The 16,011-nt window shown below is 59.1% G+C and carries 15 protein-coding genes and 1 tRNA gene; 4 read left to right on the forward strand and 12 right to left on the reverse strand.

Annotated elements, in window-relative coordinates; genetic code table 11:
• Positions 1–67 precede the first annotated feature (67 nt).
• Positions 68–679: a DUF1836 domain-containing protein gene (locus ACTQ0H_RS03640; protein WP_441063552.1), complete on the forward strand. Its 612-nt coding sequence runs from the start codon at positions 68–70 to the stop codon at positions 677–679.
• Between the two features lie 73 nt (positions 680–752).
• Here the strand turns inward: ACTQ0H_RS03640 and ACTQ0H_RS03645 are convergent, their stop codons facing one another.
• The 7 genes from ACTQ0H_RS03645 to ACTQ0H_RS03675 all read right to left on the reverse strand — a co-directional run bounded on the left by ACTQ0H_RS03645 (position 753) and on the right by ACTQ0H_RS03675 (position 5,912).
• On the reverse strand, positions 753–1,619 hold the full coding sequence (locus ACTQ0H_RS03645) for a DegV family protein (protein WP_441063554.1): 867 nt from the start codon (positions 1,617–1,619) through the stop codon (positions 753–755).
• A gap of 177 nt (positions 1,620–1,796) precedes the next feature.
• The gene (locus ACTQ0H_RS03650) at positions 1,797–2,918 is read right to left on the reverse strand and encodes a coiled-coil domain-containing protein (RefSeq protein ID WP_441063555.1); all 1,122 of its coding nucleotides are present in this window, start codon (positions 2,916–2,918) and stop codon (positions 1,797–1,799) included.
• 32 nt (positions 2,919–2,950) lie between these two features.
• On the reverse strand, positions 2,951–3,481 hold the full coding sequence (locus tag ACTQ0H_RS03655; protein WP_195838556.1) for an adenine phosphoribosyltransferase: 531 nt from the start codon (positions 3,479–3,481) through the stop codon (positions 2,951–2,953).
• Positions 3,482–3,519: 38 nt separating this feature from the next.
• Positions 3,520–4,404, reverse strand: coding sequence for a transcriptional regulator FtsR (ftsR, locus tag ACTQ0H_RS03660; protein ID WP_154516382.1), 885 nt, complete (start codon positions 4,402–4,404; stop codon positions 3,520–3,522).
• Between the two features lie 3 nt (positions 4,405–4,407).
• Entirely contained in the window at positions 4,408–4,842 is a 435-nt protein-coding gene (locus tag ACTQ0H_RS03665; protein ID WP_195838557.1) for an FHA domain-containing protein, read from the reverse strand.
• Positions 4,843–4,908: 66 nt separating this feature from the next.
• Positions 4,909–5,613 carry a CDP-alcohol phosphatidyltransferase family protein gene (locus ACTQ0H_RS03670; RefSeq protein WP_441031238.1) on the reverse strand — a complete coding sequence of 235 codons (705 nt, stop codon included), beginning with the start codon at positions 5,611–5,613 and terminating at the stop codon, positions 4,909–4,911.
• Between the two features lie 149 nt (positions 5,614–5,762).
• Positions 5,763–5,912 (reverse strand): hypothetical protein, encoded by a 150-nt coding sequence (locus ACTQ0H_RS03675; protein WP_441015440.1) that lies wholly within the window; start codon positions 5,910–5,912, stop codon positions 5,763–5,765.
• Between the two features lie 341 nt (positions 5,913–6,253).
• Between ACTQ0H_RS03675 and ACTQ0H_RS03680 the strand changes: the two genes are divergently transcribed.
• The 3 genes from ACTQ0H_RS03680 to ACTQ0H_RS03690 all read left to right on the forward strand — a co-directional run bounded on the left by ACTQ0H_RS03680 (position 6,254) and on the right by ACTQ0H_RS03690 (position 11,070).
• A complete protein-coding gene (locus tag ACTQ0H_RS03680) occupies positions 6,254–7,045 on the forward strand; it encodes a 7beta-hydroxysteroid dehydrogenase (RefSeq protein WP_154516391.1) in 792 nt (263 codons plus the stop codon).
• 688 nt (positions 7,046–7,733) lie between these two features.
• Entirely contained in the window at positions 7,734–8,699 is a 966-nt protein-coding gene (locus ACTQ0H_RS03685; protein ID WP_441063559.1) for a hypothetical protein, read from the forward strand.
• A gap of 349 nt (positions 8,700–9,048) precedes the next feature.
• Positions 9,049–11,070 (forward strand): gamma-glutamylcyclotransferase family protein, encoded by a 2,022-nt coding sequence (locus tag ACTQ0H_RS03690; protein ID WP_441547828.1) that lies wholly within the window; start codon positions 9,049–9,051, stop codon positions 11,068–11,070.
• 862 nt (positions 11,071–11,932) lie between these two features.
• On the opposite strand, the gene ACTQ0H_RS03695 is transcribed toward ACTQ0H_RS03690, so the two are convergent.
• The 5 genes from ACTQ0H_RS03695 to ACTQ0H_RS03715 all read right to left on the reverse strand — a co-directional run bounded on the left by ACTQ0H_RS03695 (position 11,933) and on the right by ACTQ0H_RS03715 (position 16,007).
• Positions 11,933–12,009 (reverse strand) — tRNA-Pro (locus ACTQ0H_RS03695).
• Positions 12,010–12,089: 80 nt separating this feature from the next.
• Positions 12,090–13,304 (reverse strand): bifunctional phosphopantothenoylcysteine decarboxylase/phosphopantothenate--cysteine ligase CoaBC, encoded by a 1,215-nt coding sequence (gene coaBC, locus ACTQ0H_RS03700; protein ID WP_441547829.1) that lies wholly within the window; start codon positions 13,302–13,304, stop codon positions 12,090–12,092.
• 2 nt (positions 13,305–13,306) lie between these two features.
• A complete protein-coding gene (locus ACTQ0H_RS03705) occupies positions 13,307–14,026 on the reverse strand; it encodes a zinc ribbon domain-containing protein (protein WP_441547830.1) in 720 nt (239 codons plus the stop codon).
• A complete protein-coding gene (locus ACTQ0H_RS03710; protein ID WP_441547831.1) occupies positions 14,023–14,832 on the reverse strand; it encodes a Nif3-like dinuclear metal center hexameric protein in 810 nt (269 codons plus the stop codon). The genes ACTQ0H_RS03705 and ACTQ0H_RS03710 overlap by 4 nt, the downstream gene beginning before the upstream one ends.
• The gene (locus ACTQ0H_RS03715) at positions 14,829–16,007 is read right to left on the reverse strand and encodes a cysteine desulfurase family protein (RefSeq protein WP_441547832.1); all 1,179 of its coding nucleotides are present in this window, start codon (positions 16,005–16,007) and stop codon (positions 14,829–14,831) included. Before ACTQ0H_RS03715 ends, ACTQ0H_RS03710 begins: the two co-directional genes overlap by 4 nt.
• Positions 16,008–16,011: the final 4 nt, after the last annotated feature.

A 16,011-nucleotide genomic window follows, 5' to 3' on the forward strand; every position in this document is an offset into this window, starting at 1 on the left:
AGCGGCTATGTGGTATGCAAAACTAGATAATCTAGAATACAATATAGAAAACGAACGGAGGCCTCTTATGAACCACGTCAAACATGTTATCCCGATGTCCGATACATCGGTCAGCATTAAGCCGGAGGATATTCAGCCGACGGTGCTGCCGGATGCATTTATTCAGTCCGATATGGCGGGTAAACTCAATGCGTTGAGCCTGCCACGCTATGACCAGCTGCCCAACGTAACGCTCTATCGCGATCAGGTTATTGAATATGTTGCACTGTGGATGGAGCCGCTTTCGATTTGCGTAGAGCAGCCCGTTATTACGCCTTCGATGATCAATAACTACGTAAAGGTCGGCCTCGTTCCTGCTCCGGTTAAAAAGCAGTATGGCCGTGAGCAGATTGCGCGTCTCATCGCCATTTGTATCTTTAAGCAGGTGCTGCCCATCGCTGCGGTTCAGGCGCTCTTTAATATTCAGCGCTTGAGCTACGACGCTCCGACGGCCTTCGATTATGTAGTCGATCAACTTGAGGCATCGATTCGTGCGGCTTTTTCCCTTGAGCAGACTCCCGTGCCCGATACCGCACATCAGGTTACGCGCGAGTCATTGCTCGTACGCAGTGCGGTTTCGTCCTTTGTATCGAAGGCGTACCTGATGAGCTACCTCAAGTTCAATGGGTTTAATAGCTAGGCGACGTATAACGCGGGCGGGACAAAGAGCCATCAGTCACTTTGTCCCGCCCGCGTTTTTGCTTGGTTGAGCTTTATTGGCCCGAAGCCACGCCCATGCCGTAGCCGATGATGAGACCATGCATCTCGGCGTAATAGGAATCTAGGCCGTTGCAGGGCATGATGATAGTCTTGGAGCCCGGCCAGTGCTCCACAATGCGGTCGGCAAGCGCCTGAGCTCCAGCTTCGTTCTCAACGTGATCGATGATGACCTCGCCGCCCGTGAAACCCTCGGCCTCCATGGTGTCGACAATCTTGGTGAGCATCTTCTTTTCGCCACGCGTATGCCCAACGAGTTCAATTTCGCCCGCTTCGCTCGCCGTGCCCAAAATGCGGATGTTGAGCTTGTTGGCAATAACACCGGCCGCCTTAGGGATACGTCCGGCCTTCGCAAGGTTTTCGTAATTGCATAAACTAAAGAGGATCTTGCTGTTCTGCTCCAAGCTATCGAAGTAGGCGCAGGCTTCCTCAAAGGAGGCATCCGGTTTACTTGCAAGATAGCGATCAAACAGTAAGAAGATCAGGTCCATCTTGCCGCCTGCTGCGCGCGAATTAACCAGGTGAATCTTACGATTGGGCTCTTCGGCAAGCACCATGTCACGCGCAGTGGCCGCGGCATTGTAGCTTCCCGAGACGCCCTCGGAGATGGGCATGCAGATCGTCTTGTCGGCGAGCTTAAAGAGCTCAGCCCACTCCCCTACGCTTGGGCAGGAGCTCGATGATGCGCTGGATTCCGATTGAATGGCAACATTAAGCTCGTGAACATCGAGCGAGTGATCGTCGACAAATTCACGCTCCCCCACTCGGATCTTAAGGGGTGCAAATGCAAAGGTGGTATGAGGTGCGGTTGGTTGCCAATCGCGAAGATTGCAGCTCGAATCTGAGATGAGTGCCCAGCTCATTGAGGGTCCTTTCTAGTTGTTCCTCAACAATTATAGCTATCTTTTGGACAGATGCTGCGCATATCTAGTATTCAAAACTAGATTGTAGTTTACACACAAAATGGGCGGTCGAGATAAAACAATGGACCTCGCTCCCAAAGGATACGAGGTCCACTTTCGTTAGCTGAGTTAAAACACTTAATAGCGAACGAAAATATAATTGTTGTTCATGCCAGCGGCAACGGAGCTGATGATAACGCCCGTGCTGTAGTCGGAAGCATGGATCATCTGGCCGTTACCAATGTAGATGCCGGTGTGGTAAGAGTTAACAACGACGTCGCCCGGCTGAGGATCAGAAACACGGGGCCAACCCATGAAGGTGCCGGTAGTGCCCAGGCGGCAGTAGCGACCGGTGAGGCAGTAGCTTACAAAGCCGGAGCAGTCAAAGCTGTTCGGGCCAATACCGCCCCAGGAATAAGCGCAACCAAGCTTGCTATAAGCGCGAGAGACAACGCTGCCGCCGTCAACGGACTGGCTCGGCGCGGAAGGGGCCGGTGCCGGGGCGGGCGTCGAGGGCTGCGGCGTGGGAGCAGGAGCGGGCGCGGGCGCAGGTGTGTTACCGCCGCCATTGTTGGTCGTACCGCCACTATTGTTGGTGTTCTCGGTCGTACCGGCGGTGTCGTTGCTCACCGTGGCCTTTTCGGCGGTGCTGGCATTTATGCCAGCCTGCAGCGCGGCGTTCGCCTCGGCCTCGGCAGCAAGCTCGGCTTGCAGCTGTGAATCCAGGGAGTTTACGACACTCTGGGCCTCAGCCTGCTGGGCGTTGAGTTCGTCGACCTTCTTCTGCGTCGCGGCGACGTTCTTCTCCTGCTCGGCCTGCTTATCGGTGAGCTGCTGCTTAAGGTCCTTGACCTCCTGAATGGTCTGGGCCTGCTTGTCGGAGACCTTGCCGTAGTAGAACAAACGGTTGAGCATATCGCCCAGATCGTCGACGCCCGTCAGAACCTGAAGGAGACTCAGACCGCCGGTCTTGTACTCACCGGCAACGTAGCTCGAAAGCTTTGCCTGGCCCTCGGCAATCTCTTGCTGCTTTTGCGTGATCTCGCCTGCAGTCTGATCAAGCTCCTGCGTCTGAGCGGAGAGTTCTTCATGAATTTGCTGGGTTTGCGTACCGATCTGCTCGAGTTTGGTACGAGCGGCGGCAAGATCGGACGCGGTATCGGCATAGGCAGGAGCCGCGAGGCCCAAGCCCAAAACACAAGCGAGGGTTGCCGTAGCTGCGCAGCGTGCCATGTTTTTGTGCGTGTTTGCTGTGCGCATGGAGCTTCCTTTCCGGTATCTAAGGGTAGCGGCTAGTCCACCGTTACCAGGCTAAAGAGCTCAACGTCCTCGTTAGAAGGCGTGAGCTTCTTGCGCGGATTAAGAAACGCAAGCTCAAGGATACAACCATAACCTACGAGCTTTGCGCCCATATCTCGCACCAGTTTACCTGTTGCCTCGACGGTTCCGCCCGTCGCGACCAAGTCGTCCAGAATCAACACGGTATCTTTAGAGCTGATGGCATCGACGTGAATCTCAATCGAATCGGTTCCATACTCGAGCTCGTATTCCTGGCTAACGGTCTTACGTGGCAGTTTTCCCGGTTTACGTGCAGGAACAAAGCCCGCGCCGAGTGCCACGGCAACAGGCACGCCTACCATAAAACCGCGAGCCTCGGGTCCTACAACCTTAGTGATGCCCATACCGGAGAAATGCTCCGCTAGCGCGTCGACCATGGCTTTAAGTGCTTCGGGATTGCTAAAGAGCGGCGTGATGTCCTTAAAGACGACTCCGGGCTCGGGATAGTCGGGGATGTCGACGATGTGAGATTCGAAGTCGTACATGGTGTGACCTTTCATGGGAGGCTGGTTTGTAGAAGCATTTATTTGTCCGCGCTGGCGGTGCCGGTGTGCGAGGGGGCGACAACCTTAAGCGGCTGCACGAGGGATTCCTCGCGCACGGGGACCGCGGAGGCAGATGCCTCTTCGCTTTTGGCCTTGGTTGATTCGGAGCGTGCGATCTCCTCATCGAGGGCATCGATATCGGCGTCCTCGACTACGGCGTTGAGTGACTCAAATACGCGGTTCTTGAGCAGCGCAGTATGCACGCCCTCGGTGAGGTCATGTAACTTCTTAAACGCGCGTTCGAGCTTGGCATCACGTTCGTCATCTGAGGTGTCCATGCCAAGCATACTCACGAGCACTTGCTCGAACATCGAAGACTCGCGGTTGGCGGATGATACGTACTGACGAAGGTTTCGCGGCTCGATATGAAAGCGTGACAGCTCAGAACAGTAGCGGATAATCGGAAAATCGCGCCCGTCGACGAGCTCACGGTTCTGCGGACTCTTGATAATGCGAATAAGGTCGTTTTCGGCCAAGGAGCGAATAAACGAGATCTCGACGCCCAACATATCCGGAATCGTCTCGATGGGGTGCAGCTTTTGCTTGGTTTCCTTTGGTTCCGTCTTGAGCGGAACGTCGGACAGCAGACCCACCTCGTAGGCAAGCGTGGAGAGATCTGTAGCGTTTTCCAGGCGTTGCTTGATCACGTTGAGCGGCATGTAGCGAGTCTTCTGCAGGTGCAGAATGACCTCTAGACGGTCAACGTCCTCCTTGGAGTATTGGCGATACCCCTTAGGCGTACGATGAGGGGTGATGAGCCCCTCATCTTCTAGAAATCTAATTTTTGAGTTCGAAAGATCGGGGTATGCGCCTCGAAGTAAATTGACGACCTGGCCGATACTCAGATAGTTGCGTTCGGCCATGCCTTACTCACCGGTTTCGATGCGCTCCGGCGTGCTCTCGTGGTAGATGAGCGTAAACGTACCGATCTGGACGGAAGATCCGTCGTGCAGCGGGGCGGCATTGACGATAGCGCCGTCAACCCACGTGCCGTTGAGCGAGCCTAAGTCCTCGATGCGAGCAGCCAGACCCTCGCGAATAATGCGTGCGTGGCTACGCGATACGGTCATGTCATTGAGGAAAATGCCGTTTGCCGGATCGCGGCCAATGGTGGTCACATCGTCCTCGAGTTCAAAGGCAGCACCGGTCTGCGGCCCCTTGACAATAGACAGAACGGGGGCAGTGATGCGAACGTTCGCCATAAGATCGGGAACGGTAACGTCGCTCGAAGGCACACGGAAGACGCAGGTTGCGTCGGCAGTCTTATCGTTTTGAGGCATATTGTTAACCATGTTGTCCATGACAACCCCTAACTTAACGCGGACATGCCGCAAAGAATGAACTGTACGTAATAATACCCCAATGGCTTAGTCTTCGATTTCGGGGTTAAGAAAGTCGACGTCTTCGTCCTCTGGATGCGCAACAGCCTGTTTAATGGCCGCTCCACCCTTAATGGAATAGATGACAGCGGTGAGCATGGAGAAGATGACGCCGCCATACACAAAGAAGATGCCGAGCGGTACCGAGCTGCCGTTGAGGCCCGGGAAGGCCGTGAACGTGGCGGGCAGCAGATGCCAGCCATCCACGGTGGGAAAGCCCAGCAGCATGAGCGAGAAGCCGGTCATGAGCAGCGCCGTGGCAATCTTGCCGGGAAACACTACGTCGATGGGGCGGCGATGGTAGTGGCGCACGATGAGCGTGCCGATGCCCAGGTAGATATCGCGCCCAATGATGAGCACGCAGACCCAGATGGGAAGCTCGCCGCGAACCACGAGACCTAAAACGCCTGTAAATAGCAGCGCACGGTCGCAGATGGGATCCATAACCTTGCCAAGCCACGAGACCGTTTTAGTCATGCGGGCAATCTGACCGTCCATCCAGTCGGTGGAGGCCGCGATGGCATAGATGACAATGGCGACGACACGGTTGTTGTCCGTCACAAACAGGTACAGGAAGACCAGCGTGAGGACCAGGCGCGTGAAGGTAATGAAATTGGAGATCGTGAAAATCTTATTCGACGGGTAATCGGAGGTGCCGATAAGCTCCTTTTTGATCTTCTTTTTGATGCCCACAGGACTCCCCCGCTGGTAAACGACAAAACTCTCGATACTATACCCGTTCTGGCGATGTCTATCCAGCGCGAGCATAGAGAGTCCAGACATGTGGAGGACGCTGCTGGGTGCCACGAGGACTCTCGCGCCGTTGCTTTAACAAAAAACTCTCACAGGAAGTAGCCGCGAGGGCTATGTTGGTAGTTGCAGCTACAGTTATTGTTGAGGGTGAGCAGCGCGTCGCGCACGCCGTAGAGGTAGCCGCTGATGAGCGCCCAGCGCACGCGCTCGTCGAGCACCGGCGCAGAATAGCGATGCATCCCTTTGTACATGGGCACACAAGTGGATACAGCAAAGGCGACCGGAGGTCGCAATGCCCTCCTGGTGAATAGCTACCAAGGTGGGTAAAACCACATCGAACGCCGCTCACGCCAGGGCGGCGTTCACCTTTTGGTTCCACCCGCCAGCACCTCCCCTCTTGATACTGCAAGGGTTTCATTGTGGTGATAGACCGACACCGTTCATCGTTGTTTCGGGCTCGTTCGCAAAGTCGTGAACGCACTCCCCTCTTGTTCAGCGCATAATGGCGCACCGTATGCGGCTGAGCGGCCGCACGCTAAAGGAGAGGTGCCCGCATGGGCATCGAGAGAGAGGATGCAGTATGAACCTGAGGGAAAAGTACGGTGAGTGGGGCCTGATCCTGGGCGCGACCGAGGGCGTCGGCAAGGCGTTCTGCGAGAAGATCGCCGCCGGCGGCATGAATGTCGTCATGGTCGGCCGTCGCGAGGAGAAGCTGAACGTGCTCGCCGGCGAGATCCGTGAGACCTACGGCGTGGAGACCAAGGTCGTGCGCGCCGACTTTAGCCAGCCCGACGCTGCCGAGACCGTCTTCGCCGCGACCGAGGGCCTGGACATGGGCTTCATGAGCTACGTGGCCTGCCTGCACAGCTTCGGCAAGATCCAGGACACTCCCTGGGAGAAGCACGAGGCCATGATCAACGTCAACGTCGTGACCTTCCTCAAGTGCTTCCACCACTACATGCGGATCTTTGCCGCCCAGGACCGCGGCGCCGTGATCAACGTCTCGTCGATGACCGGCATCAGCTCCAGCCCCTGGAACGGCCAGTACGGCGCGGGCAAGGCCTTCATCCTCAAGATGACCGAGGCCGTGGCCTGCGAGTGCGAGGGCACCGGTGTCGACGTCGAGGTCATCACCCTCGGCACCACCCTAACCCCCAGCCTGCTGTCCAACCTCCCCGGCGGCCCGCAGGGCGAGGCCGTCATGAAGATCGCCCTCACCCCCGAGGAGTGCGTCGACGAGGCCTTTGAGAAGCTGGGTAAGGAGCTCTCCGTCATCGCCGGCCAGCGCAACAAGGACTCCGTCCACGACTGGAAGGCCAACCACACCGAGGACGAGTACATCCGCTACATGGGCTCGTTCTACCGCGACTAGCAGCTGCCGCGGCGCGTGCGCGAGGGCGCGTGCGGGTTCGCAGGTAGAGATGCGAGTGCGAGGGTTTCTTTGCGGGGGCGTGCGGATGCGGCGCCCGCAAAGAAACCCTCTTTTCATGGGTGGGCGCGACGGCACCTCGGCGCTCACCGTCTAGGGCGACCTGCCCGGCTCCCCCGCGATCTCCCTGCACGGGACCCTGCGCTCCGGCATCCTCTGGACCGTGTCCCGCTCGTGCCTAGTGGGCCGGCCGATCCGGCCCTCAGGGTATCGGATTCCCGCATTCATCCGTACATGTTCGTGTGAATGCGGGAGGTGTTCGGATGAGGTTGATATTCAAGGTGTAGACCGTTTTCTTGGTACTCCTCAAATGCGGCAGGGTTTTTCGAGTTTGTAGATGCTAATATAACCCTGCTCTCGAAAGAGGGCTCAGTCCCGGCTGGTAAACCTGACGTTTGGCGTGGTGTGCGTGACACGCATAGCGGGCATGGCCGCGATAGAATTTTCCATGCGGAGGGGCTCGACCCCATAGCGCCCCGAGGGTTTCGGGGAGGGCGAACTGGCAGGCAGGGAACCGGGATACAGGCTGTCCGGAAGGAGGGGTGTAATGCCTCTTCTTCTTTTTTGCCACATCAATCTTCTGGCTTGATAGGTTTTTCGTGCGTGTGATTGGGTTGCGGAAGGGATTGGCATGAGAGTTGCGGAAATTGCGGAAAGGGTCGGTTGCGATCCTGAGTCTGCGTATGCGAAATTCGCCGACACACGTGAAGGCACACGCTTTCACAACATGCAGTGGCCCACTTTCGTCACTGACGAAAACTATCGCTCGTTTTGCAAGGCGCTGGCAGATTATGCCAACTCAGAGGAAGGCCCCCAAAGCAACGGCCGCCATGAATTGTTCCTGAGCGTGCACGAGCTGTTCGAAAAGGGCAACGAGATTGGCGGCGCCCCAAAAAAGCGCCACTACAACTTGGACAAATCGTTCATAGGCACGGACGAGGCAAATCTCATGCTGCTCAAAGCGGCGCATAAGGGAATGACCCAGCAAGCGATCGCCGCGTACCTGGGCTGCTCGCGCACGGCGGTGCAAAAACGCCTGAGCGCCCTGGCAGGCGGCGTGCGTTTTGGCGACTCCTACATCAAGGCCGAGCCGACAAGCCGCGGCGGCCTGAAGTCGACGGCTCACCCGATCTTCCTGCCGCTGCGATTGCATGAGGTGTACCTGATGCTGTCGGCATTAGGCGAGTTTCGAGCGGAACGGTCAGGCGGGGACCCAGAGCGCGTCTTGGCCGATGATCTCGCTGGCAGAATCTATTCCCAGCTGAGCGACTACGCAAAGGGCGGGATCGACAGGGCATTGACTGAACGAGGGATTCGCCGCGGTGGGCAAAGGCCCGACTTCGACTCAAGCAAGGGCGTGGACGATTCGGATCGTATCGTTATGTATGAGAAGATGGGTCTCAATCTTGAAGTCGTGCTTGTAAATGGAGATAAGCTCGACGGCCGCTACGCGCGCCACGCCGATCTTCAGAAATGCGTAAACGCCGCCGAAATAAGCAAAGACGGCAGCTATATCGTGTTTAAACTTTTGGATGGCAGATACTGGGCGGTCGACGATTCTCAAGTAGTGAGCGTAGCAGCCGCACCCGGGGATTAGGTTGCGGCCAAGTCCCTCGTCCGCCCTCCCAGGCGGTACCGCTGCGGCCGATTTCATGTTTGCTTACAGGCGAAACAGCCGCCCTTGCGTTTTTCTAAACGCAACCTCTTCGTGCGCTCGTAAAAAATCGAATCGATAAAAACTGGCAACAACCCTTCTGAACGGGTATCCTTTCGCAGGATGCGCCTCGAACAGCACTTTCTGCCTGCGCGATTTCGTGCATGGCCGTCCTTTTCGTTCTATTTCTTAAAATGACAATCTCAGGTTTTCACGCCTTTTCGGCTTCAGACTGTATGCTGCAATCAGCTCGAGCGACCGAAGCCCATCACAACACCGAAAGGCGTGAACCATGAAGTACAACGAGAAGCGCAACAACGCCTCAGCCCGTCACCCCGAGACTGCACCCTCGATCATCAACTTCGCGTACGGTAGCAACCTTGATATCCATCAAGTTGAAACCCGCTGCCCCGGCGCGGTGCTGCTGGGCAAAGCGACCCTGAACGGCTATGAACTGGCGTTCGACACCGCCGGATACCTCACCATCACCAAGCGCGAGGGGTCGCATGTGCAAGGCGCGCTGTGGGCGCTCGATAGCTCTCACGTGGCGTCTCTCGACCGCTACGAAGGCATTGCATCTGGTTGTTACCGCAAGGAAACGGTGACCGTTGGGCGCGAAGGCGATGTGGTTCCCGCAACCCTTGAGGCGATGGTCTACATCTCTGAGCGCACCCCGCTGCGCAGGTACACCGAAAAGTACGATTACATCGACCGCGTGGTCGAAGCCGGCCGCGTGATGCAGCTTGATGAGGCAACCTTGGCGCAGATGTCCGACATGCGCGCCGACAGCCTGGACCGCTTGCGCGCGCAAGAAGAGTCGGCGGCGTATGGCGCAGCCAAGATCGACCTCCCCGCTGCACGCGAATACGCCGACTTCGTGTGCGGTGAAGGTCACCAGATCGCCGATTGCACATGCCGTTACACCGGTTACTACGCACGCCGTTTCCCCCGTGGCCTTCAGCAGCATGGACGCATCCTGCGCTCTAAGCGCTACCAGGTGATGGAAGCGAGTGAGGCCACCTTCTGCGGGTCTCACCGCATCTACTTGTCAATCAAGACCCCAGGCGAGTTCGGTTACAAGATCGACGTCCCCGAAGGGTTCCGCGCGGTGCGCAGCAGCGACCCCGCGCTGCGGGCAGACCTTAGCTACTCCCTTACGCTGGATGAGTTCGAAAGGCAGCGCAAAGCCCTGCTGCGCACCCTGCTCGACTGGTGCAACAGCCTGCCTGAGTTTGACGTGCACAACTTTAATCGCCCCTCTGGCCCGGCGTTCGACGCGCGCGAACACTCCGCCGACACCCGCGAGTATGCGGAAACCCCGTACTTCGCATATGGCTTTGACATCAGCCATGACCGCATTGCCAAAAAGCTCGAGGGCGGTCACCATGTTTATGCAACCAAGGCGAAGCTCTATGGCTACACGCTGGCGTGCGACGCGAAGGGCCGTCCCACCATCATGCGCATGGAAGGATCGTTTGTGGAAGGCGTGCTGTGGCATGGTCTCACGCGGGGCGAGGTCCAGACGCTGGACAAAGCGAATGGCGTGCAGTACGGCACCTATGCAAAAGCCGGCGTCACGGTGAAGATTGAGGGCGAACCCGCTGCGAGGGAAAAGAACGCATTCGTGTACATCTCTCGGCGAACCCCGCTTTCTGCAGTTACGAAAGACATCGAAGCGTTTGGCGCGATGCGCGACGAAGCCATCGCCCTGAAAATGGAGCGCACCACCGTGGCTCGCATCGACGCAATTCTGCGCGCAAGCGGCTGCCCCTGCGTGCAGCCCGAAGCCCCTGCGGCAGAAATCGCAGCCCTGGGAATCAGGGAGCTCACGCCCGAGCAAACCATGAAGTGCATGCTGTTCGTGTGCCCGAAGTGCTTTAAGCCCTTGGGCGAATGCGAATGCGGCAAGCGCCCTGATCACCTGGTAGCGATCGACCACGAGCTGCAGCCCCATGTGCGCATACTGAACGATAAGGGTTATAAAACGCAGTTCTGCTGTGCCGGGCATGCAGACAGCGGTTGCCACGGTTACCTGAGCTTCGGACGCCGCTTCCGCGCACTAGAAGAGATATGCGGCGGTCAGCTGCCCAACGAGTCTCTTACGGAGGCGCCGCAACGCATTCGCAGCACGCGCCATGTAGCGCTGAACCTGCCCGGCGCCCCCGAAAGCTATGACGTGTTCCTGGACAACAGGGGTTACGTCATACGCTTTGAGCCGCGCCGCGGTGTGAGGCGTGAACAGTTCGTGCAAGACAAGCCCGCTATGTTGAGCGCATTGCTGCAGTGGTGCGAGTCCCTCCCGCAGCGCGAATAGCCTGCAAGCCGTCTGAACTGGTAAGAATCGCCAAGCGCGTGGGTCGATGTTCGAATCCTGACCCGCGACTTCCGAGCCCCCTTCTAGTCCCAAGCCCCGATCCTAAAGCCCTCAGCCCTGCCCCTCAATGCGCCCTTGAGCGTGCGCATGCGGCGTCTATGAAGTTCCTCCAGCGCTTCGGGGCGTTCTCGACGATGAAGTCGATGACGGTGGCGAGCTCGCCCTAGTCGAGCCCGCGCCGACGCACTCTCTTGAGGTCGCACGAGAATGACGGCGCGAACGCCGCCCTGAGCCGCACGCTCATGCCGTCGCCTAGGACTTCGCCGGCATGGCGGCCCAGATGGCGGACTCTGGGGCGATTACGCCGCAGGTGCCCGCAGCGATGGCCGGTGGCACCGTAGCGGTGTCGGCTTAATACCCGCGGCGTTAGCTTTTTGGAGCGCAGTGCCTTGTTTCGGCAGGCACGGAAGCCTTCCTCTCGCTGCCGAAAGAAATCGAAAAAGTATCGCGGCCCTTGGGCGGTGTCGGTGTTCCGTGCGAACGTGCGGGGAATTAGTGAAGCAGGGCGGGACAGTTGGCTTGGATGTCGTAGCCGCAGTAGCTAGGCACAGGTAGGTGATTTTCGCGTATGTAGAAAAATTTAGGCTAGATAGACTACAAATGTGGTATCAAAACGAATCAGTGAATTCAACAAATATGGAAAGAAAGTGAAGGGGGGATCCATTAAAACCGAGATTCTACAAAAGTGCAGGTAGAAGGGCGTGTCTTTATTGGCTAAAAAACAGCCGGTGATTCTCCGGTGATTCCCTGATGATTCCTGATAAAAAAAGGTCAGGCACTAGGTGCCTGACCTGCAAACTTCTGGTCGGGACGACTGGATTCGAACCAGCGACCCCTTGACCCCCAGTCAAGTGCGCTACCAAGCTGCGCCACGTCCCGAAGCTTATGTTTGTTGCTCTGCTCTCGCTCGCAACAGGGAGTATAGTAACCCGAAACTTTGTCCTTGTGCAAGAACTTTTTTACAAATTTTGAAGCAAGTCTAAAATTGTATCTGCGAGCTGGGGTTTTGTTAGTACGGGAAGTTCTTGCGTGCCCGCTGTACTCACTATCCAGGCCTTGTTGGTATCGGTCCCAAAGCCCGAATCGGCGCGCGAGACATCGTTGGCGATAATGGCATCGCAACCCTTGCGCACGAGTTTGCGCTGCGCGTACTCCACGACGTTATCGGTCTCGGCCGCAAAGCCGATTACACGGCGATCGCCCTTTTGGCGTGAGAGCTCGGCCAGGATGTCAACGGTCTCGACGAGCTCAATTCGATCCAGGCGCTCGTTGGCCTTTTTGAGTTTATGGTCCGCCGGGGCCGCAGGCGTGTAGTCGGCGACGGCGGCGGCACAAATGGCCGCGTCGGCCGTCTGGAAGGCGCTCAGCGCCGCCTGCAGCATCTCTGCGGCGGTCTGCACGCGCACGCACTCCACGCCGCGGGGAACGTCGAGCGATGTCGGCCCCAGCACGAGCGTGACGGCGGCACCGCGGCGAGCGGCCTCCCCCGCCAGGGCGATGCCCATCTTGCCCGATGAACGGTTGCCAATGAAGCGCACGGGGTCGATCGGCTCGTGCGTGGGGCCGGCGGTGATCACGATGCGCTTGCCCACAAGGTCCTGAGGAGCGGGGTCGAGCAGCTTGCAGACGGCCTCGACGATGTCCTCGGGCTCGCTCATGCGTCCCGTGTCCACATCGCCGCAGGCAAGGTAGCCGCTGCCCGGACCCACAACGTGGACACCGCGCTCGCGCAGCGTGGTCATGTTGGCCTGCGTGGCCGGCGCCTTCCACATGCCATTGTTCATGGCCGGCGCAACCACGATAGGACGCGGCGTGGCAAGCAGCGTGGTGGAGATGAGGTCATCGGCGATGCCGTTGGCCATCTTGGCGATGATATTGGCCGTCGCGGGCGCCACGACCACCAAGTCGGGCTCCTGCGCCAGCGAGATATGGTGGATGGGGTCGGAGGGGTCGTCGAACAGACCCACAGCGACCGGCTCGCCCGTGAGCGCGCGAAAGGTGAGCGGACCCACAAACGCCGTGGCATGCTCGCTCATAACGACCTTGACGCGGGCGCCGCGCTTTTGCAGCAGGCGCACGATATTGCACGACTTATAGGCGGCGATCCCGCCGGTAATGCCCAGCAGGATCGTTTTTCCCTCAAGTTGCATTGAATTGTCGGGTGCCGTCGTCATTGTTAGGCTTCCTTGTTGGGGAGCACGAGCAAGCGGTGGCAGTACGGGCAGTGCGTAATCTCACTACCGTCGTGGTTGAGGTCGCTCATGGACGACGCCTGCAGCGCGGTGTGGCAGACCGTGGGGATGTTGCCCTTAATGGTCTCGACGGCCAGGCCGCGGAACTGCTTGAGCAGACGCTCGTAGTCGGTGAGCACGTCGGTCGGCAGCGTGGCGGCAAGCGCGGTGCGCTCCTTGGTGGCGGCATCAATCTGAGTCTGCAGGTCGGCGGCCTTGGCACGGGCAGCCTTGGTGTCGGCCTTCACGCCCTCCTCGAATTTGGCGATGATGGACTGCGCGCGAGCCTCACGGTCGAGCGCCTCCTTGTGGGCGACAACGACATCCTTGCGGGTGTGCTCAATCTTGTCCAGGCGCTTGGCCAGGGTGGCGAGCTCGTTTTCCAGATCCTGGACCTCGCGGTAGTCAGAGCCGTCGAAGTGGCGTTTCTTGGCGGCCTCGATGGCGTTGTTGGTCTGGATCTCGGTGGTGTTGAGATCGTCCAGCTCAATGTCGAGGTCCTTGCGCTGAGCATAGAGCTTGGTCATTTCGGACTTAAGCTTTACATAGGTTTTGCGCTTTGAGGCGAGCTCCTTGAGCTCCGGCATATTGGCAAGTTCGCTCTTGTTGCGGGCGAGCTCCAAATCGATCTGTTGCAGCTTGAGTAGCGTAGCGCCGGCGCTCATAAGTTCTCTCCTTTTGTCACAGTCCACCATTGGCAAGGGTTCAGTATTTTAATCGCATGACGGGGGTCGACCCCGGCGTCAACCGCAGAGTTCATCAAGATATCCACGAACGGCTCTTCGGAGCGGTCGTGGCCGAGCAAGATCACGCTCAGCCCGCGCAAGGCAAGATCTTGCGCCACGTGATAGCCTGCCTCGCCCGTCACGATGACATCCGCACCGGCGGCGATGGCAAGCTCGCCAAAGTCGCCGAGGGAGCCGCCCAGAATGGCGACGGTGCGGCACGGGCGCTCGGCATCGCCCCATACGCGTGGGTCGCTGCCAAAGGCCGTGGCAGCACGGGCGGCAAGATCGCGCAGCGTGCATGGGTCGTTGAGTGTTGCAAGCGCGCCCAGGCCGCAGGCCTCGGGGTCGTCCACGTGCTCCAACGAGCTTGCAGGCGCCGCGTCCAACAGCTTACTTAGGCAGGCACGCGCCTCGTGCGAGCGGTCCAGGTTGGTGTGGAGCGAGATAATGCTCACCCCGCAGCGGGCCGCCTCGTAGAGCGCCGCGCTGCTTTGGGGGCGCGTTGCGCTGGGCGGGCAAAACGACTCGGGCGCCTTGATGTAGACGGGATGATGCGTGAGCAACACGTTGGCTCCGGCTTCCAAGGCGCGCTGCACGTTGTCCCTGGTAGCGTCAAGCGCGCAGGCAACGCCGCGGATCTCGTCGTCGGGGTCGCCAACGGATAAGCCTACGTGGTCCCAGGGCTCGGCGTCCGTCTTGGGATAGTGTGCCAGCAGGGCGCGCTCGAGCTCGGCGACGATCATGCGGCACCTACGATCGAGAGCAGCGTCTGGGCAAAGTTGTCCAGATCGGCCGGATTCACGCGGTCATCGAAGGAGATGCGCAGTGCGCCCAGCGCCTGCTCGCGACCAATGCCCATGGCGCTCAGCACGTGGCTCGGGTCCATGCTGCCGCTCGAGCAAGCCGATCCGGCCGAAACCTCAAAACCGGCGGCGTCGAGTTTGATGATGAGCTCCTCGGAGTCCATGCCGTCAATATAGATCGAAACCATGCCGGGCAGACGGTCGGCCTGCGTGTAGTCGCCCATGGTAGCGTGAATGCGCGGATGGGCCGTGAGCGTGGCGTAGAGCTTGTCGGAAAGGGCTTGCAGCTTCTCGCGCTCCTGAGCCACATGGGGCGCCAGAGACGAGGCGGCAGCGGCAAAGGCCAGCTGCGTGCGCAGGTCCTGCGTGCCGGCACGACGTCCGGCCTCCTGTCCTCCGCCAAAGATGCGGGGGCGCAGCGGCGTGCGGGTCTTAACGTAGAGCGCGCCGGATGCCACAGGACCGCCAATCTTGTGTGCTGCAACGGTCATGGCATCGACGCCCAGCTCGGTCACATCGAGCGGAATATGCAGATAGCCCTGGATGGCATCGGTGTGGAACAGGGCGCCCGCGGTGTGCGCAGCCGCGGCAAGCTCGCGAATAGGCTGTACCACACCGGTCTCGTTGTTGGCGGCCATGATGCTCACGAGCGCCACGTCGTCGCCTAGCAGCTCGACAAGCGTGGCAGGCTCGATGTAGCCCGCACGGCAGGGCTGCACCAGGTCGACGGTAAAGCCGGCGGCACGCAGCAGCGGCAGGTTGTCCAGGATCGAATCATGCTCGATCGCAGACACGATCACGCGCTCGCGCTTTCGATCGCGCTGACGGGCGCCCTCGGCAAGTCCGAGGAGCGCCAGCTGGTTGGCCTCGGTACCGCCGTTGGTTAGGACAATCTCGGACGGGCGAACGCGCGCGCCAAAGCTGCGGGCGATCTCGCGGCGTGCAACCTCCAGACGTGCGGCAGCCTTGCGACCGAGCGAGTGCAGCGAGTTGGGGTTGACGCCGGCAAGCTCGCTTTCGTCGTACTCGCGCTGCGCAAGGAGCGCCTCGGCGCGCATGGGCGTCGAGGCGGCATAGTCAAGATTCACGGGTATGCGGTTTTGACCTGCGGTCATAAGG

The sequence above is a fragment of the Collinsella sp. LCP21S3_A3 genome, from assembly GCF_052118905.1.
Lineage (GTDB): Bacteria > Actinomycetota > Coriobacteriia > Coriobacteriales > Coriobacteriaceae > Collinsella.